Annotated in this window: 21 protein-coding genes and 1 pseudogene; 18 read left to right on the top strand and 4 right to left on the bottom strand. The window is 64.2% G+C overall.

Annotation, left to right across the window (positions count from 1 at the left end; translation table 11 throughout):
* The first annotated feature begins 83 nt into the window (after positions 1-83).
* The 7 genes and pseudogenes from pstS (BN2156_RS28825) (at position 84) to BN2156_RS28795 (ending at position 8,904) form a co-directional block, all read left to right on the top strand.
* Complete coding sequence (pstS, locus tag BN2156_RS28825; RefSeq protein WP_090518281.1) at positions 84-1,211, top strand: phosphate ABC transporter substrate-binding protein PstS; 1,128 nt, start codon at positions 84-86, stop codon at positions 1,209-1,211.
* A gap of 54 nt (positions 1,212-1,265) precedes the next feature.
* Positions 1,266-2,321: a phosphate ABC transporter permease subunit PstC gene (pstC, locus tag BN2156_RS28820; protein ID WP_090518280.1), complete on the top strand. Its 1,056-nt coding sequence runs from the start codon at positions 1,266-1,268 to the stop codon at positions 2,319-2,321.
* A pseudogene (gene pstA, locus BN2156_RS28815) lies at positions 2,318-2,941 on the top strand (phosphate ABC transporter permease PstA); the annotation flags it as partial. The gene pstC and the pseudogene pstA, both read left to right, overlap by 4 nt.
* Positions 2,942-3,009: 68 nt before the next feature.
* Positions 3,010-4,461, top strand: coding sequence for a site-specific integrase (locus tag BN2156_RS28810; RefSeq protein WP_227469652.1), 1,452 nt, complete (start codon positions 3,010-3,012; stop codon positions 4,459-4,461).
* 128 nt (positions 4,462-4,589) lie between these two features.
* A complete protein-coding gene (locus tag BN2156_RS28805; protein WP_210742397.1) occupies positions 4,590-6,317 on the top strand; it encodes a hypothetical protein in 1,728 nt (575 codons plus the stop codon).
* Complete coding sequence (locus tag BN2156_RS28800) at positions 6,314-8,452, top strand: hypothetical protein (protein WP_005086320.1); 2,139 nt, start codon at positions 6,314-6,316, stop codon at positions 8,450-8,452. The genes BN2156_RS28805 and BN2156_RS28800 overlap by 4 nt, the downstream gene beginning before the upstream one ends.
* Entirely contained in the window at positions 8,449-8,904 is a 456-nt protein-coding gene (locus tag BN2156_RS28795) for a hypothetical protein (protein ID WP_005086319.1), read from the top strand. Before BN2156_RS28800 ends, BN2156_RS28795 begins: the two co-directional genes overlap by 4 nt.
* 46 nt (positions 8,905-8,950) lie before the next feature.
* On the opposite strand, the gene BN2156_RS28790 is transcribed toward BN2156_RS28795, so the two are convergent.
* Positions 8,951-10,105: a hypothetical protein gene (locus BN2156_RS28790; protein WP_005086318.1), complete on the bottom strand. Its 1,155-nt coding sequence runs from the start codon at positions 10,103-10,105 to the stop codon at positions 8,951-8,953.
* 5 nt (positions 10,106-10,110) lie between these two features.
* Positions 10,111-10,278: a DUF7160 family protein gene (locus tag BN2156_RS31575; protein WP_419186657.1), complete on the bottom strand. Its 168-nt coding sequence runs from the start codon at positions 10,276-10,278 to the stop codon at positions 10,111-10,113.
* Positions 10,279-10,416: 138 nt separating this feature from the next.
* On the opposite strand from BN2156_RS31575, the gene BN2156_RS28785 reads away from it, so the two are divergent.
* The 7 genes from BN2156_RS28785 to BN2156_RS28755 all read left to right on the top strand — a co-directional run bounded on the left by BN2156_RS28785 (position 10,417) and on the right by BN2156_RS28755 (position 15,817).
* Positions 10,417-10,791, top strand: coding sequence for an ArsR/SmtB family transcription factor (locus BN2156_RS28785; protein ID WP_005086317.1), 375 nt, complete (start codon positions 10,417-10,419; stop codon positions 10,789-10,791).
* Positions 10,788-11,903: an ACR3 family arsenite efflux transporter gene (gene arsB / locus BN2156_RS28780; RefSeq protein ID WP_005086316.1), complete on the top strand. Its 1,116-nt coding sequence runs from the start codon at positions 10,788-10,790 to the stop codon at positions 11,901-11,903. Before BN2156_RS28785 ends, arsB begins: the two co-directional genes overlap by 4 nt.
* Before the next feature lie 3 nt (positions 11,904-11,906).
* Entirely contained in the window at positions 11,907-12,335 is a 429-nt protein-coding gene (locus BN2156_RS28775) for an arsenate-mycothiol transferase ArsC (protein WP_044520463.1), read from the top strand.
* Positions 12,336-12,446: 111 nt separating this feature from the next.
* Positions 12,447-13,862, top strand: coding sequence for an FAD-dependent oxidoreductase (locus tag BN2156_RS28770; RefSeq protein ID WP_005086314.1), 1,416 nt, complete (start codon positions 12,447-12,449; stop codon positions 13,860-13,862).
* 80 nt (positions 13,863-13,942) lie between these two features.
* Entirely contained in the window at positions 13,943-14,296 is a 354-nt protein-coding gene (locus BN2156_RS28765) for an Rv2640c family ArsR-like transcriptional regulator (protein ID WP_005086313.1), read from the top strand.
* A gap of 49 nt (positions 14,297-14,345) precedes the next feature.
* On the top strand, positions 14,346-14,762 hold the full coding sequence (locus BN2156_RS28760) for an arsenate reductase ArsC (protein ID WP_005086311.1): 417 nt from the start codon (positions 14,346-14,348) through the stop codon (positions 14,760-14,762).
* Between the two features lie 5 nt (positions 14,763-14,767).
* Positions 14,768-15,817, top strand: coding sequence for an ArsO family NAD(P)H-dependent flavin-containing monooxygenase (locus BN2156_RS28755; protein ID WP_005086310.1), 1,050 nt, complete (start codon positions 14,768-14,770; stop codon positions 15,815-15,817).
* A 69-nt stretch (positions 15,818-15,886) separates the two neighbouring features.
* Here the strand turns inward: BN2156_RS28755 and BN2156_RS28750 are convergent, their stop codons facing one another.
* A complete protein-coding gene (locus tag BN2156_RS28750) occupies positions 15,887-16,567 on the bottom strand; it encodes an arsenate reductase/protein-tyrosine-phosphatase family protein (RefSeq protein ID WP_005086309.1) in 681 nt (226 codons plus the stop codon).
* Between the two features lie 490 nt (positions 16,568-17,057).
* Here BN2156_RS28750 and pstS (BN2156_RS28745) point away from each other — a divergent pair, with 490 nt between their 5' ends.
* Positions 17,058-18,146, top strand: coding sequence for a phosphate ABC transporter substrate-binding protein PstS (gene pstS / locus BN2156_RS28745; RefSeq protein WP_005086308.1), 1,089 nt, complete (start codon positions 17,058-17,060; stop codon positions 18,144-18,146).
* A gap of 297 nt (positions 18,147-18,443) precedes the next feature.
* Positions 18,444-18,710: a helix-turn-helix transcriptional regulator gene (locus BN2156_RS28740; protein WP_072278586.1), complete on the top strand. Its 267-nt coding sequence runs from the start codon at positions 18,444-18,446 to the stop codon at positions 18,708-18,710.
* Positions 18,711-18,761: 51 nt separating this feature from the next.
* On the opposite strand, the gene BN2156_RS28735 is transcribed toward BN2156_RS28740, so the two are convergent.
* Positions 18,762-19,676 carry a hypothetical protein gene (locus tag BN2156_RS28735; protein ID WP_234792319.1) on the bottom strand — a complete coding sequence of 305 codons (915 nt, stop codon included), beginning with the start codon at positions 19,674-19,676 and terminating at the stop codon, positions 18,762-18,764.
* 198 nt (positions 19,677-19,874) lie between these two features.
* Here BN2156_RS28735 and BN2156_RS28730 point away from each other — a divergent pair, with 198 nt between their 5' ends.
* Entirely contained in the window at positions 19,875-20,228 is a 354-nt protein-coding gene (locus BN2156_RS28730; RefSeq protein WP_044520461.1) for an Rv2640c family ArsR-like transcriptional regulator, read from the top strand.
* Between the two features lie 44 nt (positions 20,229-20,272).
* Positions 20,273-21,223 carry a TauD/TfdA family dioxygenase gene (locus BN2156_RS28725; protein WP_044520459.1) on the top strand — a complete coding sequence of 317 codons (951 nt, stop codon included), beginning with the start codon at positions 20,273-20,275 and terminating at the stop codon, positions 21,221-21,223.
* Positions 21,224-21,242 lie beyond the last annotated feature (19 nt).

Below are 21,242 nucleotides of genomic sequence, written 5' to 3'. Positions count from 1 at the left end.
GATTCACCTGCTGTCCGCGAGCCGTCCACCAGGGCCTAATACGTTGCCGGAGAGTTCGAAGCCGTCAACTGAAAGTGGGACAAGTGAAGCTCATCAGCATTGCCAAGCCGTTCGGTGTCGCTCTTTCCGCGACGGCGATCACGGCACTCACGCTGACCGCGTGTGGCAGCGACAACAACGCCGGCACCACGACCTCGTCGGCCACGGGCGGCAACTCCGCCGCGTCGGCTGAGTGCGGCGGCAAGAGCTCTGTGACGGCCGAGGGTTCGACGGCGCAGCAGAATGCCATCGCCGAGTTCAACAAGGTGTGGGGCCAGGTCTGCTCCGGCAAGAACCTGTCCTACAACCCCACCGGTTCGGGTGCGGGCGTGGACCAGTTCATCGCCAAGCAGGTCGACTTCGCCGGCTCCGACTCCGCGCTCAAGGACGACCAGGTCGCCAAGGCGGCCGAGCGTTGTGGTGGCAACGAGGCCTGGAACCTGCCGCTGGTGTTCGGCCCCGTCGCGCTGGCCTACAACGTCGAGGGCGTCGACAAGCTCGTGGTGAACCCCGACGTGCTCGCCAAGATCTTCCAGGGCCAGATCACCAAGTGGAACGATCCGGCGATCGCCGCGCTCAACGCCGGCACCAACCTGCCTGACGCCGACATCAAGCCGATCTACCGGTCGGACTCCTCGGGCACCACCGACAACTTCCAGAAGTACCTGGCCGCCGCCGCGCCGCAGACCTGGACCAAGGGTGCGGGCAAGGAGTTCCAGGGCGGTGCCGGTGAGGGCGCGCAGAAGTCCTCCGGCGTCGTGCAGGCCGTCCAGGCCACCCCCGGCTCGATCGGCTACGTCGAGAAGAGCCCGGCCGCGGCCGCCGGCCTGCCCTACGCCCAGATCGACAGCGGTGCCGGTGCGGTCCCGCTCGACGACCAGTCGACCACCAAGGCCGTGGGCGCCGCCAAGTTCAAGGGCGAGGGCAAGGACCTCGTCATCGACCTGAACGCGCTGTACGCCTCGAAGGAAGCCGGCGTCTACCCGCTGGTGCTGGCCACCTACGAGATCGTTTGCTCGAAGGGCTACGACGCCGACACCGCGGCGGCCGTCAAGTCCTTCCTGACCGTGGCCGCCAACGAAGGGCAGGCCAGCCTGTCGCAGGCCGGATACATCGCGCTCCCCGACGAGTTCAAGCAGCGCCTGCTGTCCTCGGTCGAGGCCATCGCCTAGTAGCCGGCTGGCGTTAGAGGACGGATTTGGGCGAGGATGGATTTAACCGACCATATGACGACCATGGGCCCCGACGGGACAACAGTGACAACGCCGAATCCAGCTGATTCGGGGTCGGGGGAGACGCTCGCCTCCCCCCATCCCGAACCCGCACCCATCGCCACCGATCCGTCCAAGGGAGCCAAGGTTCGCCTCGGCGACCGCATCTTCCGTGGACTTGCCGAAGGTTCGGGCATCCTGATCGTCGCGCTCATCGCGGCGATCGGGGTGTTCCTCCTGTGGCGTGCAGTCCCGGCACTGACCCGTAACGAGGAGAACTTCTTCCTCTACGGCGGCAACTGGATCACCACCGACACCTCGGCGATGCATTTCGGCATCTTCGAGCTGCTGCAGGTAACCGTGTTCGTGTCGGTGTTCGCGCTGCTGCTGGCGATGCCGGTGGCGCTGGGCATCGCGATCTATCTGACGCAGTACTCACCGCGACGGCTGGCCGGTCCGCTGGCCTACCTGGTGGACCTGCTGGCCGCAGTGCCGTCGATCGTCTACGGCGTGTGGGGCCTGTACGTGCTGGCTCCGGCCATCAAACCCTTTGCGGTGTGGCTCAATACGCACTTGGACTGGTTGTTCCTGTTCAAGACCGGCAACGCCTCGGTGGCAGGCGGCGGCACGATCTTCACCGCGGGCATCGTGCTGGCGGTGATGATCCTGCCGATCATCACCGCGGTGACCCGCGAGGTGTTCACCCAGACCCCGCGCGGCCAGATCGAGGCCGCGTTGGCACTCGGCGCCACCCGCTGGGAAGTGGTGCGTACGACGGTGCTGCCCTTCGGCCTGTCGGGGTACATCAGCGGTGCGATGCTCGGTCTGGGCCGCGCGCTCGGTGAGACCATCGCGCTGCTGATCATCCTTCGCGGTACCCAGACCGCGTTCAGTTGGACGCTGTTCGACGGCGGCTACACGTTCGCCAGCAAGATCGCCGCCACCGCAAGCGAATTCAACGACCAGTACAAGGCAGGCGCCTACATTGCCGCCGGCCTGGTGCTGTTCATCCTCACCTTCGTGGTGAACTCGCTGGCCCGTGCCGCGGTCGCCGGAAAGGGACGCCCATGACCTCCACTCTCGAGCGTCCGGTCAAGGCGCCCGCATTCCAGGGCGTGAGCCTGCGTCGCAAGCTGACCAACAACCTCGCCACGGTGCTGGTGACCTCGTCACTGCTGGTCGCCCTGGTCCCGCTGGTGTGGGTGCTGTACTCGGTGATCGTCCGGGGGTGGGCCGCATTGAGCTCACCCACCTGGTTCACCAATTCCCAGGCCGGGATGACGACGTTCACCGCCGGCGGCGGCGCCTACCACGCGATCGTCGGCACCCTGCTGCAGGGAATCGTGTGTGCGCTGATCTCGATTCCGATCGGCGTCATGGTGGGCGTGTACCTGGTCGAGTACGGTGGCGGAACCCGGCTGGGGAAGATCACCACATTCATGGTGGACATCCTCACCGGCGTGCCCTCGATCGTCGCCGCACTGTTCATCTACGCATTGTGGGTGGCCACATTCGGGTTCGGCCGGTCCGGGTTCGCGGTGTCACTGTCGTTGGTGCTGTTGATGATTCCGGTGATCGTACGCGCGACCGAAGAGATGCTGCGCATCGTGCCGATGGATCTGCGCGAGGCGAGTTACGCGCTGGGCGTGCCCAAGTGGAAGACCATCGTCCGCATCGTGATCCCGACGGCGCCTGGCGTTCTATAGCCGACTGAACTGTTGTGATTGACTGATCGGGTCCATTGAGAATGGAGCCGATCATGAGTGATGCGCGATGGCAGGTTCATCGATACAGATTTGATCTGCCAGTCGGTGACTTGTCGTTGGTGCTGGCGGATAGATCAGAGTCGCTGTCGGAGTTGATCAAAGCCCTCGGGGGTCGTGATGGACAACGGTTCTTGTTGGGTCCGAATGGATTTCCAGATACTCGGGTGAACGACTTCCTCGGTTCAGCTCGGATGCGGAATCTGGCGGAAACAAGCAACCGCGACTATGCCGGCTGTTTGGCATTGTGGCTGAACTTCCTGGAAACCCGCGGGCAGGAGTGGTTTACAGCCTCTGTCGACGATGTCGAGGAGTTTCAGTTCTGGCGTCTGACAGACCCGACCAATCCGGAAAGAGTTGGTACGTCGACTTTTTCCAAGGACATCGCCGCCTGTAAGAAGTTCTATCGATGGGCCTCGTCCCGCTACCCGGAGGTGGCCGATATTTTCGCCGAAGTGGGTTCACCCCGGGCGAAGCGCACAGCGGGCGTCAAGTGGCTAGATCCCGCCGCGATCGCGAGGTGGCGCGACGTGGGCCTGCGTGGTCGAACCCTGGACGGCGGACCAGACAAATCGTGGCGAGGACGAAATGAACAGCGAGACAGCGCGTTTGTGGATGGTCTGTATGGGACAGGACTGCGGCTGACCGAGTGGGGCTCGGTGGTGTTGCCGGAGTTGCCGACGCTGGAGCTGGGAAGGTCGTTCTATACGTGCCGGTTGGCCGACAAATGCGCCAAGGGTGGGTACGGACATCCCTATTGGATGCCCGTTGATGTGTTGCGCGCGGTCCGTGCCTACATAGAAGGCCCTCGTGCGCGTGCTGTTCGTGACGCGCAGGCCGAGCATCGGTATGACGCCGTCGCAGCGCGCCAGATCGCACAACCGGCTAAACGTGGGGGCCACGTGATCCTCATTGCGGACGACGGCCAGGAGGTTCAGCGACCATGGAACCTCATTGATCCAGAACAGCGGCGAAGACTGTTCATGCGCACCGGTAGCGATCTGGAACCCTTGGCCCTGTGGCTAAATGAGGATGGGCTGCCCCGAGATCCCCATGGATGGCACCACACGTTTGATAACGCCAATCGGCGGATCGCCGCGCTTGGGTTGCCCAACTTCAGGTGCACACCGCATATGCACCGGCACTCATTTGCTCTGAAATGGTTCTCGATCGGCAAGCTGGTGTACGCAGCCCGGCTGAGCTCCCTCGAGGAGGACGGCACAAACGACTTCCGTACCCAATTCGGAGACACCTGGCATTTCGTTCAAACCATGCTCGGCCACGCCCGCGTCGAGACGACGAAAAACGTCTACTTGGAACCTTTCCGGAATCTTGACGTCGAGATTCTGCTGGCCCACGCCGACGGCTTTCCGGTGAAGGAGTTCCTCAGCCAGGCATTCCGCCTGCACCCCAATGTCGCCAGCGACCCGGTTGGAACCAGCTGGTGAGCCGCCGCGGTCGACGCGCAGCGCTACCCACCCAAGGACTGACATCCCATGGACTGCAGCCAGACCGACTGACGGTGAGGTGCTTTGACCATGATGGTGCCACCGTTCAGGATTTCGATTTCTCCCGGATGCCTGTGGCCCTCGATCTGCAAAAGGGATTGGCGATGACGTTTGCGAAACGGACAGCTCCTGGTGGCGCGGTGACCAGGATGGAAGGTTTCAGGTACTCTTTCCGCGCCGTTCGACTCTTCGCTGATTACCTCAGCGGACTGGCGGCCCCGCCCACAACGATGGCAGAGCTCGTCGATGACCACATTGACGGTTTCCGCGATCATCGCCGCGCCACAACAACGTCGGCACATCGCGAAGTGTCTGAGCTAAAAGTAGTGCTCCGCAATAGCAATGAACTAACTGCCATGATGGTGGCCAAAGTTTGCCAAATCACTCTGAGAAAATCGAACGCGAGTAAGAAGGCAAGTTACAGTCGCGACGAGTTCACTCAGATCGCTCGCGTTGCGCGATCAGATCTGCGCGCCGCGGCGACCAGAATCCGCAAGAACCGCGAGCTGTTGCGGCAGTACCGCGCAGGAAAGATGGCTGGCCGTGACCGGCGTTTGGAACTGCTGGAGTTCGTCGAAGAGCACACCGACGTACCCCGCTATACGCGCCCAGCTCACAAAGGGACGTACGCACCCAAGACTTGGGTACGGGACTCGGGGTTCGGCTCGGTCGCCGAGGTAGTGGGTTGGCTGCATCTGACGTGTACCGAACTCGCTGCTGCGGCAATTCTTATGGGGATCATGACCGGTCAGAATCGCAGTGTCATCCTCAACCTCACAACAGCGCATCACCGAACCGACGGACACGTCGATGGGCGGAAGTCCATCGCGATCCTCGATACTTACAAGCCCCGGCGAGGAGCCCGGGCCTACATGAATCTGGCCTTGGCCGAGATCCCGGACTGGATCACGCTTCCCTCGACGTCGTCATCTCCGACAGCCCGCGACGAATTGCACACACCGTTCGGTCTATATGCGCTGTTGCTTGACTTGACGTCTCACTCGCGTCAAATAACTGATACGGACCGCCTTCTGGTTGGCTACCACGCAAATGGGACTACCCGCGGCATTCGGGCGCTTGCCAGCAACGAGCCCTTCCGTATGTGGTCGGCGCGTCACAAGATCCAGCCTGATGCCTCGGCGGCCAACGCCCGCGGATACCTGTCGGTGACGTTGGACCTGATACGGCTCACTTATGTCTCATTGCACCAGAAACCCGTTGCTCACACCGAAACCACCCTGGTCAAGGACTATCTCAGCAGGGACCGCGGCAACCTCGGCCAGTATCGACAAGTCGTCGCGGCCGCACTGGCTGAAGAAGTCGACAAAGCGCGCAGTCGCAGCGTCATGGAGACCCTCAGTCGCGACGAGATCGCTCAATCCGACGCTTGCGCGCTCGCCGCAAAGCACGGTATTGAGCCGACCGTCGTCAAGCGCATGCTTGCGGGTGAACTGGACACAGTGATGAACTCCTGTATCGACAATGACAACAGCCCATTTGGGGCTCCGGGGCAACCATGCCGCGCGTCGTTCATGAAATGCCTGGAATGCCCGTGCGCGAGAGCGTTGCCCCACCATCTACCCGTGCAAGCTCTCGTCTTTGAGCGCCTTCAAGCCCGCAAGGCAGACATGACTCCACTGGCTTGGGCGCAACGATTCGCACGTGCTCACACCCAACTCGCCGACCTGCTCAGCCGGCATGACGCCGCTGCTGTCGCGCAGGCGCGCGCGGACGCGACTCCGCAGCAACACGCGATGGTGGACCGATTCATCAATCGGGAAATGGACATTCGGTGACCGCGCCCTGGCGTTCGGTCGAATGGGCAAGCCCGATTCCCGACGACGTCCAGTGGCCCGACGATCAAACGTTGGTCCTGACCAACCGCGAACTCGTCCCTGGGACGGACGTCGCTGCGCTGAGTCGCTTCGGTGACGACCACTGGAGCTTGACCGCTGCAGTCTTCGAAGAGCACGTTTACACGCTCACACTGAACTTCAGCTCAATACCTGAGCGGCTACGCCTCGCCTCCAAACACTATTTCTGGCAGTTGATCAACCACTCCACGCCCACCCCGTTTCACGAGAAGGCGGCGAGCAAGGCAGCGATCGCTACCGTGGTCAGTGCCTGGGCCAGCTTCAAGGCCTTCATGACGTGGTTGAACCAGCAACACATCTGGGCTTTCGGTGAGGTTGATGACAACGTCCTCGACCGCTACCTGGCATACCTCGTGGACGTGGAAGCCACACTCGACACCAAGCATCGGCGGGCCCTTGAGATACGGCGGCTATGGAGTTACCGATTGATCCTGCCCGAATCAATGAGGCTTCCCCTCGCGCCGCCGTGGAACGGCGATCCACTGCACGAAATCTTGGGAAAGTCGCAGTCGCGCAGGGAAAACCGGACACCGCGCATCGCAGAAGTCACCATGCAGCCGCTGCTGCACTGGGCACTGCGATTCGTCGAGGATTTCTCCGTCGACATCATCGCAGCGCATGACGAACACCTGCGTCTCAAAAGACTCTCCCCACAAGCGCGCCGCGCCGACAACGGCGGCCGCCTCGGGCGCACCCCGAGCCATGACCTGGAAGACAAGGTGCAGGCCTATGTGGCACGACTGCATGAAACCGGCGGGGCCCTACCCGGCAAGGTCGACGCCACGGGCAGGGTGCAGCTCGACATGCAGCATCTCGAGAGGCAGCTGGAGATGGTGTTCAACCAGAAAACACTGCGCTACCCCGCGGGCCAGTTGATTGCGCGATCAGGCCTACCGATTGCTGACGCACCCTATCTGGACACCCCGATCACCGCCCGCCTCGACGGACGTCCTTGGCGGCACCGTCCCATCGCCTACGAGGAGGCGCGGACATTGGCCAACCATCTCAGCGCTGCCGCGATGATCGTCATCGCTTACCTCTCAGGTGCGCGAGCCGGCGAAGTCCTCAATCTGCGGCGGGGATGCATCGAACGCGACGAAGCAGCCGACATGTGGCTGATGTCGGGACTGGTGTTCAAGAACGTCGTCGACGACGACGGAAACAAACTCCCCGAGGGACAACAACGCCGCGATCCGTGGGTGGTGGTCAAGCCGGTCGCCGACGCGGTCGCTGTTATGGAGCGCCTCCACGCCCACCCCCTGCTGTTCCCGTCCAGAATCCAGCCCTACAAGGAAGCAACAAACTTCGCCCGCATCGGTCAGGCTCGGACCAGCACGCGAGCCGTCGGCACCATTTCCGACTTCATCGACTGGGTCAACGACTACTGCACGCAGAACGACCGCCCGGGCATCCCTCTTGACCCTCAGCAGATCACGCTCTCACGGTTTCGGCGAACACTGGCCTGGTTCATTCGGCGTCGGCCCCGCGGCCTGGTCGCCGGAGCAATGCAGTACGGGCACGTGCACACACGACTGATCCAGGGATACGCCGGTGACTACAGCTCGGGCTTTCCCGACGAGTACGCCTACGAAGACTTCCTCGCGCGTCTGGAAGAGATGGCCATCGACCAACAAGCACTCGAAGACGGCGAACGCGTCTCTGGGCCCGCTGCAGACGAATACCGCCAGCGAGTCCGTGCCGCCGAACGCACCTTCGCCGGTCATGTACTCACCAGCCCCCGACAAGCGCGCGATCTGCTCGGCAACACGCTGCTGCAGATCTATCACGGCGACGGAATGACGTGCGTGTTCAAGGCGCAGGAGGCTGCGTGTCAGCTGCGCGGGAGCATGGACGATCCGATGCTCACCCCCGACATCGACGACTGCCGTCCCACATGCCGTTGCATCGCACACACCGACCGTGACATCGAAGCCATCCAACAACACCGCAACCAGCTCCACGAGATCGTCAGCGATCCGCTGGCCCCTCCGATAAGACACCAACGAGAGCAACGCGAACTGCAACGTCTCGACAAAATCCTGGAGCGACACCAATGACAACCGATGCCGCCCACAACGACCCTATCCGCGACCAGATCCTCGCCGCGATGGACCGGCTGCTCGCCGGTCAGCCGCTACGGTCCACCGGCCGACTGTCGGTGTCACAGCTCGCCGTGGAAGCCGACCTCCCGCGCTGGCATCTCACCCACCAACATGTCGACCTCAAAGAGCTCTTCCAGGCCAAGGTGCGCAACGCCGACGGTGCCCCGGCCGCATTCGCGCGCCGCCTCAGCGAGTATCAAAAGCTCAAGGAAGACCACGCCAAACTCCTCGCACACTGTGCAGAGCTAGAGCAGAGACTGCAGCTGTACGCCACAGTGATCAATGTTCTGACGCTCGAACGAGAAAGTGCTCAAAGCCAAAAGCCCGTCACCAACATCTCGACGCGCAGGCGACCCCGCTCGCAAGCTACATCCCGCCACCGCGGAAACGATGACGGCACCAGATAACCGCCGTGCTGGGCGCAGTCGGATGTGTCTGCGCCAGGATCGTGCCCTAGGCGTGAGGCCACCCTGCCGACAATCCGAAAACTGTTGATGCCGGGATAGTCTCGTGCGCGGTCACGACCACTTCACCGGTGTCGGGGTCAGCAGCGTGCGCCTCGAACGGGAGATCATCTTGTAGGGGGCGCTGTGCCCATGGGTTGCGCCACAGCCTCGGCAGCCCAGCCGCAACGCGTGAATGACTGACGCTTTCACCGAACAACACGGCCGAGACGACACTTCCGCGCGGCGGCGGCCCGGGGTGCCAATAGCCGTCTGTACCTTGAACCAGCTGGGTGGTGTCCCTGCCCGATTGCACGACGGCGGACCCAAACAGGGCACGGTTGACTTCGTTGAGCCGGGCGAACATCGACCAGTTGAGAATCGCGACGATCAGCGGCGCATCGACCGCCCGGCACTGTTTAGCCTTGCCCTTCAAGATGTCTCGAATCTCGCCAACGCTTTGCACCGCAAAGGCGCCATTCGCCGGGCCGAAGCCGATGCGGCCAACGTCATTGCCCCGCCTGTCGGGGTGCACGGGTATAGCAGTGAGCCTTACCCGCGAATCAGCGAAGTCGAAGTTCTTTGATGGGTAGTGTGATTCGCCTGCCCGGCTGGCCGCCGACACGGAGTCATAGTCCAGCGTTGCCAGCCAACCCTCGATGTGGCGTGTGACCTGGCTCTGTTTCGGCCGCAGTTTCCCGAAGTGCTCGAACCGAACCCCGACGACGAAGTCAGGGTTCTTGGCGGCGTCGATGCAGTCCTTGACCCAGGATTCGCTGTCTGTTGACTGCCGGCTCCCGTCCTCAAACAGCACCACACATTCGATGTACACCCGGGAACCGTCCTTGGTGAGCAGCAGGTCGGGGTGGCGGGTGGTGCCGGGAATCTCGGGGTGAACCGTCGGCGCATATCCGAGCCGGCGAAACAACGTGTAGATGTACAGCTCCCACCAGGCCGGAGCGTGCTGCCGGATGCTGACATCACGAAATCTGGCGCGCAGATCTCCGTCGGGGTCGGGGTAGTCGGCATACCACTGTTCGATCACGTCACGTACCTGCGCCCACATCGGGTCACTGGCCCGGTTCAGGAACGCGAAATGAGGTTCGGTGTAGAGCGCGGGACCGTCGTGATGCGGACCGTCATCAAAAAGGGGCTCGGGAGCCATCGCCGTCAGCGCCGAGGAAGCCAGCCGTGTTGGAGGCCGCAGCGTGCACAGTCGACCTCAACGATCCACGTCGACGGCTCATCGCCGCCATGAGACCAGATCGGATTGGCTGTGGCCACGCGGGCCGACTGGTTGCACTCACTGCACATCGCCTGCGCTGGAGGTGTCGCCATAGCCATCTACGGTAACCACGGCCACCGACTAACGCCGCTATGGAACCGCAGCCCTCAAGGCACCCGGCCGGGCCGTGCCCTCGAAGTTGGGCGACTGTTCACTTGCCAGACGGTATCGATAACTGTCAATATTGATGTATGTCGAATCAGTTTGATCAGTCGTCCGAGGTGCTGTGTTGCCCTCCCGGGGCGCTGCTGCGTGAACCGATCTCTGCGGTTGCCGCCGCGGACATGGCGGTCAAGCTCAAGGCGCTGGCCGACCCGGTCCGGCTGCAGCTGTTCTCGGCGATCGCCAGCCGCGCCGGCGGTGAGGCCTGCGTCTGCGACATCTCGGCCGGAGTCGAGGTCTCCCAACCCACGGTGAGCCATCACCTCAAAGTGCTACGCGACGCGGGTCTGCTGACCTCCGAGCGCCGCGCGTCCTGGGTGTACTACACAGTGGTGCCCGAAGCGTTGGCCAGCCTGTCGGTGCTGCTCGGCGCCACCGTCGAGACGGTGGGGGTGCTGGCATGACCGAGACCACCACTTCGTCGTCGGCAACACCGGTTGTCGGCAAGCTGTCCACCCTCGACCGGTTCCTGCCGTTGTGGATCGGTGCCGCCATGGTCGCCGGCCTGCTGCTGGGGCGCTGGATCCCGGGGTTGAACACCGCGCTGGAAAAAGTCCAGATCGACGGGATTTCACTGCCGATTGCGCTGGGCCTGCTGATCATGATGTATCCGGTGCTGGCCAAGGTGCGCTATGACCGCCTCGACACCGTCACCGGCGACCGCAAACTGCTGCTGTCCTCGCTGCTGTTGAACTGGGTGTTCGGCCCGGCCTTGATGTTCGCGTTGGCCTGGCTGATGCTGCCTGACCTGCCCGAGTACCGCACCGGGTTGATCATCGTCGGGCTCGCGCGGTGTATCGCCATGGTCATCATCTGGAACGACCTGGCCTGCGGTGACCGTGAGGCCGCCGCGGTGCTGGTCGCGCTGAACTCGGTGTTCCAGGTCGTCATGTTCGCGGTGCTGGGCTGGTTCTACCTGTCGGTGCTGCCGGGCTGGCTCGGCCTGGAACAAACCACCATCGACACCTCGCCATGGCAGATCGCGAAATCGGTGCTGATCTTCCTGGGCATCCCACTGGTGGCCGGGTATCTCTCGCGTCGCCTCGGGGAGAAAGCCAAGGGCCGTGACTGGTACGAGTCGAAGTTCCTGCCACGGATCGGGCCGTGGGCGCTCTACGGCCTGTTGTTCACCATCGTGATCCTGTTCGCGCTGCAAGGGGAGCAGATCACCAACCGGCCGTGGGACGTCGCCCGCATCGCGCTGCCCCTGCTGGCGTACTTCGCGATCATGTGGGGTGGGGGCTACCTGCTCGGCTCGGTGCTCGGATTGGGTTATGAGCGCACCACCACGCTGGCGTTCACCGCTGCCGGCAACAACTTTGAGCTCGCCATCGCTGTGGCCATCGCGACCTACGGCGCCACCTCCGGCCAAGCCCTGGCTGGCGTGGTCGGCCCGCTCATCGAGGTGCCCGTCCTGGTTGCCCTGGTCTATGTCTCGCTGGCGTTGCGCGGTCGATTCGGCGGCGGCAGTGGCACTGCCGCGGGCCCGGCACCGATCACCGCCCAGGAGCGCTGACCCATGAGCGAAACGGTCAAGCCGGCAGTGCTGTTCGTGTGCGTCAAGAACGGCGGCAAGTCACAAATGGCGGCCGGATTGATGCGCCAGGTCGCAGGCGAGGATGTCGACGTGTATTCGGCCGGCACCAAGCCCGGCGACACCATCAACGCGTTGTCAGCCGAAGCGCTCGGCGAGGTCGGTGTCGACATCACTGGCGAGACACCCAAACTGATCGATCCCGACCTCGTCAAAACCGTCGATCTCGTGGTCACTTTGGGGCGCGAAGCCAAAGTCGATCCGGTGCCGGGAACGCGTTTCGAGAACTGGGACACCGACGAACCTTCCGAACGCGGCATCGAGGGCATCGAGCGGATGCGGTTGGTCCGCGACGATATCGCCTCGCGGGTAACCGATCTCGTGTCTCGGTTGAAGAGCCCGAGCTTGCTCTAGAAGCGCACGTGCAGCGCGGCCGCGGCCGCCCAGCTACACCGCACCCAACGGCGGGTGTCGTCTGCAGTACTCGTCCACCGAGCACATCCCGTCCCCCAGGAGCGATGAGCCATGCCCCAACACATTGTTGCCGTCGGCGGCAGCGACGCCGGAATCTCAGCGGCACTGCGGATCCGCGAACTCGACCCCACCGCCGAGGTCACAGTGGTGGTCGCCGACGCCTATCCCAACTTCTCCATCTGCGGCATCCCCTATTACGTGTCCGGCGAGGTCGCCCATTGGACTCATCTCGCCCACCGCACCGCAGAAGACCTTGCAGCCACCGGAATGCGGGTCGTCACCGACACCACCGCCACCAAGATCAACGTCACCGAGCACACCCTGGATGTCCTCGATCCCACCGGCAACCCCCAGCAACTCGGCTATGACGCCCTGATCGTGGGCACTGGAGCTGTATCGGTACATCCACCCATCGCCGGCCTCACCGGTCCACACGCCCTCGGGCCTGCCGACGGGGTCCACCTGCTGCATTCCATGGGCGACACCTTCGCCGTGATGGACTCCCTGCAGCAGCGGGATCCGAAAACCGCGATCATCATCGGTGCCGGCTACATCGGCCTGGAAATGGCCGAAGCCCTGACCTTGCGCGGCATCGCCGTCACCCAGGTCGAGGCCTTGCCCGAAGTGCTGCCTACCGTCGACCCTGAGCTTGGCGCCCTGGTCCATACCGAACTGCAGCGCCACGGTGTGGAGGTCCTCACCGCGACCACCGTCAACGCCATCTCCAACACCGACACTGGGGCATTGACGGTAAACGCTGCACGCGACGGGGAAACCATCACCCGCACGGTCGATTTCGTGCTGGTCGTGGTCGGCGTGCGACCCGATACCGAGCTCGCGGCCGACGCCGGCGCCGAGCTCGGGGTCAAAGGCGCGATCGTCGTCGACGACGCGATGCGCACCAACCTGCCCGACATCTACGCCGCCGGTGACTGCGTACACACCCACCACCGGCTGCTCGGCTCAACGTGGCTACCGCTGGGCACCACCGCCCACAAGCAGGGCCGTGTCGCCGGGGAGAACGCCATCGGTGGTGACGCGCGGTTCGCCGGCAGCCTCGGCACCCAAGTCGTCAAGGTGTTTGACCTCGTCGCAGCCCGCACCGGGCTGCGCGAGCACGAAGCCATCGCGGCACAGCGCGGCTGGGCGCCGGTCACCACCGCATCGGCCCCCGATGATCACAAGGCCTACTACCCGGGCGCCACCCCGATCCATACCCGTATCACTGGCGACCAATCCAGCGGGCTGCTGCTCGGCGCTCAGCTTGTCGGGCATCGTGGCGCCGAAATCGCCAAACGCGTCGACACCTACGCCACTGCCCTCTACCACCACATGACTATCCCGGAGTTCAGCAGCCTCGACCTGTCCTACACTCCGCCGCTGGGATCACCTTGGGACGCAACACAAATAGCCACCCAAACGTGGAGCCGTGACCATCAGCGTGGACTGCGGCCCTTGCCAGGATGATGGGTCATCGCTGCGGCTCTCGGTTCAGGTCGAACCGACCTTTTCGGCATAAGTCGATATCCGGGGTTAGGGTGAAACCCATGCCCAAGTCGTTGCCGGTAATCGATCTGACCGAACCGATCTGCTGCGCACCCGTCTCGGCGGCACCCCTCGACGACGACGCGGCGCTGCAGATCGCTTTGCGGCTCAAAGCATTAGCCGATCCGGTGCGGATCAAACTGATGTCGATTCTGTTGACCGACGTGCAGGGCCAGGTGTGCACATGCGATCTGGCCACCGCGGTCGGGCTCGCCGAATCGACTACCAGCCACCACCTCGGCCAGCTGCGTAAAGCGGGGATGGTCACCGCGCAGCGGCGAGGAATGAATGTGTTCTACGAAGCGAACACGAAATCGTTGGATGCGTTGAGGTCAACGCTAACGACCTGCTGCTAGGGCCCTGGCAGCCACCACCTTTCGTCCCTTGACCTGAACAGGAATGCCCATGCCAACCACCCCCAGCGTGCTGTTCGTCTGCGTCCACAACGCCGGCCGATCCCAGATGGCCGCCGGTTTCCTCGCAGCGATGGCCGGAGACCGCATCGAGGTCCGCTCCGCAGGCTCTGCCCCCGCCGACCAGGTCAACCCCGCCGCGGTGGAGGCAATGGCCGAGGTCGGCATCGACATTTCCGCACAGAGCCCAAAGATCCTCACCGTGGACGCCGTGCAGGCCTCCGACGTCGTGATCTCCATGGGCTGCGGCGATGCCTGCCCGGTCTTTCCCGGCAAGAGCTACCGCGACTGGGTGTTGGAAGACCCCGCCGGTCAGGGGCTGGACTCAGTTCGCCTGATCCGCGACGAGATCAAGTCCCATGTCGAGGCATTGATCGCCGAACTGACCTCGAAGCACAGCGCCCCCTGATCCCAATGGCAACGGGTGTGGATGTCGTTGTGGTCGGCGGCGGGCAGGCAGGGCTGGCCGCTGGGTACTACCTGCGCCGCGCCGGCCACCACTTCGTGATCCTCGACGACCAACCCGCACCCGGAGGCGCATGGCCCCACACCTGGCCATCACTGCGGCTGTTTTCCCCGGCCCAATACGCCTCGTTGCCCGGGTGGCCGATGCCGCCGTGGAAGAACGGGTTTCCGCCGGCAAGCCATGTCGTGGACTACCTCACCGCCTACGAGGCCCGCTATGACCTGCCCATCGAGCGACCGGTGCGGGTGAGCGCGATACGCCGCGACGGCGCCGAACTGCGGGTCGAAGCGGAGACGCGCACCTGGCGGGCACGCCGAGTCATCAGCGCCACCGGAACCTGGCAACAGCCGTTCTGGCCCGTGTACCCCGGCATGCGGACCTTCAAGGGACGACAACTACACACCGTCGACTACCGCACGCCGGCGGAGTTCGCGGGCGCCGATGTCGTCGTGGTCGGGGGTGGCAATTCCGCGGCCCAGCTGGTCGCTGAGATCTCCCCGGTGGCCTCCAGCACGATGTGGGCCACGCTGCGACCACCGAGATTCCTGCCCGACGGTGTGGACGGCCGAGCCCTGTTCGAGGCCGCGTCCCGTCGGGCAATCGCGCTGGCCGCGGGCAAGCCCGATCCCGGTGGGGTCGCCGCACTCGGTGACATCGTGATGGTCCCCGAAGTCCTGGCCGCACGCGATCGCGGCGATCTCACACCGGTGTCCATGTTCGACCGCCTGACACCTGACGGTGTGGCCTGGGGTGAGCGAGTCCACCACGCTGATGTGGTGTTGTGGGCGACAGGATTTCGCCCGGCCCTGTCCCACCTTCGGCCGCTACGGCTGCGCGGCCAGGACGGTACCGTGCCGACCGCGGGCACTCGCGCCCTGGCAGAACCGCGCTTGCACTTGCTCGGCTATGGCGATTGGACCGGACCGGGATCGGCAACAATCCTCGGTGTCGGCCGCACCGCCAAGTCTGCGGTTGCCGAACTCGACCTCGACGACTGACATTCAAGCCCAGCCCGGCGATTGAGCTGCACTGACCGCTCGGAGATCAGAAGGCTTGGCCGCCGGCTGTCAGCTTGCCTGCACGTAGGGCGCAAGGTGATCGATCCGGCCGGTGAGGATGTCCACGGTGTTCTCGAAGGCATCCGGGTTGGTGCTGTGCACCGGGTCAGGAATCGACCAGTGGATCCGTTCGGGGTCCGGTGTGAGTTCCTCATGGGCGCTGTCGCACACCGCGATCACCAGATCGCCAGAAGCCAACACCTCGTTGAGATGACGCGGTGGCCGCGTCGACATCGGCACCCGCCGTTGCCGCGCGGCGGCGACCGCCGCCGGATGAATACGGTCCACCGGATGCGTGCCCGCCGAGGTGGCCAACACCGGACTGCGCCGATTCCAGATAGCGGCCGCCAGCTGGCTTCGAGCCGAATTCTGCGTACACACAAACACCACCCGGCGCGCATGACGGACCGCCGCGGGCACCAACTGCTCGAGCGCCTCACGCTGCAGATGCAAATAGGTGCGGCGTCGGTCGGCTTCGGATCGAGTCCGCCCGATCAGACCGGCCTCGGTCAAAACGCGCAGGTGATGGGCCATCAGGTTCGACGGCACCGACAGCTGAGCCTGCAACTCCGAGGGAGATGCGTCGGCGATCAACAACTGATCAACAATTGCCACCCGATATGGATCGGCCAGGGCGGCGTGAATCTCGGCGCGCCGCGACGCGTCGACGAGATCAGGCTGACCATCCATTGGCTCAATGGTCATTGAGTGATGGCAGGCCGTCAAGCCGGAGCTCGACCTACCGGCGGCCCCATTACTGCTCGACCGACTCGTGTTGTCCTCTGGGCTTCCTCGGGACTGCGACCCGCGGTGCGCGCCGCAGTCGGACGGACACGAACGTGCACGCATCGCACCGCTCGCCCTCGGGGCGTCGATGCATGAACTCCCACCACCCGGGAGATGAATGCTCGGTGACATCACCCGGCGAATCCCGTTACGGCACTTGCCCATCACGAGATCACTCAATCATCATTGAGGCAATCATGGCTGAGCGATATGCGGACGGGCCGCAGGCGAATGGTGCGGCCCGAATCGACGCCGCGGCACGGCACCGTGGCCACGCCGTTGTCGGCGCACACCGTGTCCCACCTGCTTGGTCAACCCGCAGCGATGTGCGGCTGACTGCCCAGGCCAACACGTATCCACCCCTATCCAGACGAACGCAAAGGACACAGTCGACATGACACTTCGCCGATCCCGCACGGCGGCAGCTCTGGCCGTTGGCGGGGCACTGCTTCTGGCTGGGTGCGCCACCACCGGACCCGTGCAGCCCTACGCCAAGAACGCCACGGTGGACTGCGGGGGCACGCCGACCCTCACCGCGAGCGGATCCACCGCGCAGGCCAACGCGATGACCCGATTCATCAAGACCTACGAGGATGCCTGTCCGGGCAAAACGGTCACTTACACCGCCAACGGCTCAGGAGCCGGCGTCGAAGAATTCCTCAACGGCAAAACTGACTTCGGCGGATCAGACACTGCGCTACAAGGTCAGGAATACGCGGCTGCCAAGCAACGCTGCGGCGGCTCGGACGCCTGGAACCTGCCTGCCGCTTTCGGCCCCCTGGCCATCACGTTCAACCTCAGCGAGGTCGACGTGCTGACCCTCGACGCACCCACCATCGCCAAGATCTTCACCGGCGCCATCACCCGATGGGACGACCCGGCGCTCGTGGCACTCAACGGAAAAATGCCCGCCCTCGACATCCATGTCGTCTATCGCAGCGACTCATCTGGCACCACCGACAACTTCCAGCAGTATCTGCAGGCTGCCTCCGAAGGTGCGTGGACCCACGGCGCCGGAAAGACATTCCAGGGCGGCACGGGGCAGGGCGCACCTGGCAATCAGGGCACCTCGGAGGTCGTGAAAAACACCGAGGGTGCCATCAGCTACAACGAATGGTCCTATGCCATCGAAAAGGAACTGGCCGCCGCCGACATCCGGACCTCTGCCGGCATCGTGCACATCGGCTCGGACTGGGTCGGCAAAACCATCTCCTCGGTCGGAATTACCGGCCAGGGCAACGACATCGTCTTGGACCTGAAACCGATCTATCTCCCCACCGAAAAAGGCGCCTACCCAATCGTGCTGGCCAGCTATGAAATCGTCTGCTCGAAATACCCCGACCCCGAGGTAGGCAAGGCAGTCAAGGCATTCCTGCACTCCACCATCACCGCCGGCCAGACCGGGCTCAACAAGAGCGGCTACATCCCGCTGCCGCCCGACTTTCAATCCAAGGTCTCGACAGCAGTCGACAGCATCACCTAGCCGCGGCCCCGCAGTGAGGCCGACCATCTTCGGCAACAACCGGTCTCGCGCCGTTGCGCTCACGCGCCTGCGCTCCGGGCGAGGGCGCCAGCGTCTGACGCACGGATCTGAGTAAGCGGGGCGGAGTCTCAGGAGGGCACTGGAGGGCGTCTGGTTGGCGGTCACCCGCCTCCTGCGCGGCCGGGCCTAGGTCCTCCTCGCACCGGCGCTTCGGAAAAGCCACTCCTGAGACCCCGCCAGTCCAATGTACTACTAGTAGGGCAGACTCTTGTGTTGCTGAACTGACTACTGGGTGGCGTGCCGACCCGACCCAGTCAGACAGACCCCGAACGAGCCGCCCAGTGGGCCCAGCGCCGCCGCGCTGTGGGACGTCGTATCCGCAGCTTGCGGCTCGAACGAGGATTAACCCAGGAAGCGCTCGCCCTGGAGTCGGGCGTCACGCGCAATGTGCTCATCCACGTCGAGCACGGCAAGCGCGGGCTGTTGTTTGAGCGGCTCTATGACATCGCCGAGGTGCTCGGAGTGCCGGCCAGTGACCTGCTCGACGACTCGATGGACACCTGACACAGTCCGTGGGTGTCCGTCCGGGGGTGAGGGTGGTCGCCCGGTGGCGATTCACTGACCGGGTAAGAACGCGACATACGCGCGGCGGGTGAGGGTCAATTCGGTGAGCTCTGCGGGATTCTGATCGGCCAGCGCAAACGCCCACGGCGTCAAGCCATGATCACGTGCCGCACCCGACACCGAGGCGAACTCATCGCGAAAATGGTTGCGCTGCCCCGAGGTCCAGTCTCGATGGTCGACTACCAGCGTCCACGGCCGCGTGAATCGGCGCGAGTCGGGGTCGTAACCTTCTCCGGCATATAGTTCAACCCGGTAGATGCCGTCGACGTCGGAGATCTGCCCCGTCCAGCGCAGCTGGGCATGAAGCACCCGCCGATGCGGCAGCCGGACGATGTCGCGGCGCGGGAGTCCTTTGAACGCGAATTGGTACCGGTCGGCGTTGACGCCCGGAAGCTCGATCGGCGACCCTCGGCGCTCCTCGGCGCTCATCTCCAGAAACGCCGCTGCGAATGGCCTGATCGATCGGGCGATCGCGCTGCCCGACGTTCTCCGGCGTACGTCACCTGTCGCCGATACCGGCACTAGCGAGGTGCGGCGGCGATCTGCACTCGGCGACAAGCTGGCGGCGGGTTCCCCGCTGATCTTGCGGTCCTCGGATTCGACCAGCCGGGTCGGACGCAGCACCGGCAGTCGGCCAGGGGAACCGCCGGCGATCACGCCACCGGCAGCGGCGGTCTCATCAACCAGGGTGCAATTCACATGCTGGCGAAGCGGTTTGGTGGCAAAGTGCGCCTGCACTCGTCGGTCGGGGCGGTGGGCTTTCGGGTACATCTCGACGCTGCAGCCGCAGCACCGAAACGTCGCGGCCTCGACCTCGGCATCGGTCCAGGCCCGCAACTCCTGCGCCGACACCACGACTGCCGGATCGGTCCCATCGATCACCGCACTGTCCACGACCGCCCCCATGTCGACCGCCCCTGCAGATGGCCGACCCCCGGCGCATCCGAGCAACCCGCCCAGCACACCGGCGCGGCCGCTGCCCCCAGTGTCGCAGCCACCGCCGACACGCACGTCAACGCGAGCACCGCCGCCACCGTGCTCGACGTCGGGAATCCGGCACTGAGCTATTTGATATATATCAAATAGATGGTTATGGTTGGCGGCATGCCCAAGGCGTTGCCTGTTATCGATGTCAGTGCCCCGATCTGTTGCGCCCCGATCTCCGCGGCGCCGATGGATGAGGACGTCGCCGTCGCGCTCGCGCTGCGTCTCAAGGCATTGGCCGACCCCGCTCGGCTGCGGCTGATATCGATCCTGCTGACCGCCCGCGACGGTGAGCTGTGCACTCAAGACCTGGCCACCGCCGTCGGTCTGTCCGACGGCACCGTCAGCCACCATCTCGGCCAGTTGAAGAAGGCGGGATTGGCGCTGTCGCAGCGACGCGGGATGAACGTCTACTACCGGGCCCATGTCGCTGCCCTCGACGCCTTGCGCGGCGTGTTGGCTACCTGCTGCTAACCCAATCAATCCCATCGTTCGCCCTCTCGAGAAGGAGTTCTCCCGTGACCGCTTCAGTGCCAGTGGATTTGCCGTCGGTGTGGACGCCCGCCGATTTTCCCGATGAGCACGCATGGTCGATCGACCTCTCGCCCGCGGACCGCCGGGCTCTCATCGACTACGGGCGCGGCGGAGCGCAGCAGGACCTGGCACGTCACTTCGCCCCGGCAGCCGCGCGGTGGGCGGCCATGCTGCAGCGGGGAGCGGGGTTTGTGCGGCTGCGCGACTTCCCGATCGAAGACCTCACCGAGGCTCAGATTGAGCACGCCTACCTGGGGCTGGGCAGCCTGCTGGGCCAGCCCGTCGGTCAGGATCGCCACGCCAACCTGCTCACCCATATCCGCGATGAGCGCGGCCAGCACGGCCCAGGTGTGCGCAAGTACCGGACAAATCTGCGCCAGGACTTCCACAGCGACGGTTCAGATCTGGTCGGCCTGCTGTGTCTACATCCGGCCAAAACCGGTGGCGAATCAAAGATTGTCAGCGCCCACGCGGTCTACAACGAGATGTTGCGCCAAGACCCGCACCTGGTGGAGGTGATGTATCAACCCATGCCGTGGAGCCGCAACGGGGAACAGCCTGCCGGTGAACCCGAATTCTTCGAACTGGCACCGATCACCGAGATCGACGGCGTCCCACGGCTGTTTTTCATCGCCTGGTACATCCGCGACTCCCAACAGCACGCGGGCGCACCTCGACTGTCCGATGACCAGTTGGCCGCGCTGCGCCTGGTCGAGAACATCGCCAACGATCCGGGCTTTCACATCGAAATGGACTTTCGGCCCGGCGACGTGCAAATCCTCAACAACACCACGGTGCTGCATTCACGCGAGCAATACACCGACCACGACGAACTGAGCCGGCGGCGCCATCTGTTGCGTCTGTGGCTGACGACCGACACCCCGACCACCCACGAGCTGCTCCGCGGCGGGATCCCCAACCAGACCGCGCGCTGACACCTCCAGGCACCGGTGG

The sequence above is a fragment of the Mycolicibacterium neworleansense genome (genome assembly GCF_001245615.1).
GTDB classification, from domain to species: Bacteria; Actinomycetota; Actinomycetes; order Mycobacteriales; family Mycobacteriaceae; genus Mycobacterium; species Mycobacterium neworleansense.
This window is presented reverse-complemented; position numbering and strand designations above follow the sequence as displayed.